The 1,024-nt window shown below is 68.7% G+C and carries 1 protein-coding gene; it reads right to left on the bottom strand.

Annotated features, from left to right (window positions below; all coding sequences use genetic code 11):
• A partial coding sequence (locus tag IH00_RS0131485) for a PLL family lectin (protein ID WP_063835458.1) occupies positions 1-1,024 on the bottom strand: 1,024 nt, incomplete at both ends.

Below are 1,024 nucleotides of genomic sequence, written 5' to 3'. Positions count from 1 at the left end.
CACCTGCTGTCTCCTCGATCGACCGGAGGTCCGGACGTGCCGTTGACCCAGGCCCAGTCGGACCAGGTGGAGAATCCGGTCTGCCATTTGTGGTGGACGCCGGTGTGGCTGGTTCCGAAGACTTCGATGCGGCCGTCGGCGTTGGCTGTGGCGGTGACTTCGGTGCCGCCGGTGCCGAAGGGTTCCCAGGGGCTGTAGGGGGCGTTGACGGCGGTCTGCCAGATGTGTTGTGCGGTGGTGCCGTTGATGGCGAAGACTTCGATGCGGCCGTCGGCGGTGCGTTGGCTGGTGAGCTTGGAGTCGGTGGGGCCGCCGGTGGGTTCCCAGTCGGACCAGCTGGTGGGGCTGGTCTGGTATTTGTGGAAGACGCCGACGGGTCCGGAGGCGAAGACTTCGAGTCGGCCGTCCTGGTTGTGGTCGACGGTCAGGTCGTGTCCGCCGCCGCCGAAGGTCTGCCAGGTGGACCAGCCGCCGTTGGTGGTGGTCTGGTAGAGGTGCTGGAAGGTGTCGCCGTTGAGGGCGAACACTTCCAGGCGTCCGTCGTGGGACTTCTCCATTTCGATGCGGCTGTTGGCGGGGCCGCCGTTGGTGGGTTCCCAGTCGGACCAGCCGCTGTTGGGTGCTGTCTGGTATTTGTGGAAGATTCCGGCGGGTCCGGAGGCGAAGACTTCGAGGCGGCCGTCGGCGTTGGTGCCGGTGGCGATGTCGCGGCCGCCGCCGCCGAAGGTTTCCCAGCCGGACCAGGTGCCGGAGGGCTGGAGCTGGTAGCGGTGCTGGAAGGTGTTGCCGTTGATGGCGAAGAGTTCCAGCCGGCCGTCGGCGTTGGGTCCGATGGCCAGTTCGGCGCCGGGGGGTCCGCCGAGGGTTTCCCAGTCGGACCAGCCGCCGTTGACGGTCGTCTGCCAGGCGTGGTGGATGCCGTCGGCCCCGGCGGCGAAGACTTCCAGGCGTCCGTCCGCCGACCGTGCCGACACGACCCGGCCCGACTCCGCCGGATGCACCAGCGGAGCAGGACCCGGCCCGG

It is taken from the genome of Streptomyces sp. NRRL S-118, assembly GCF_000716335.1.
Taxonomy (GTDB): domain Bacteria; phylum Actinomycetota; class Actinomycetes; order Streptomycetales; family Streptomycetaceae; genus Streptomyces.
The sequence above is the reverse complement of the archived record's forward strand: the minus strand, read 5'-3'. Positions and strand labels throughout refer to the sequence as shown.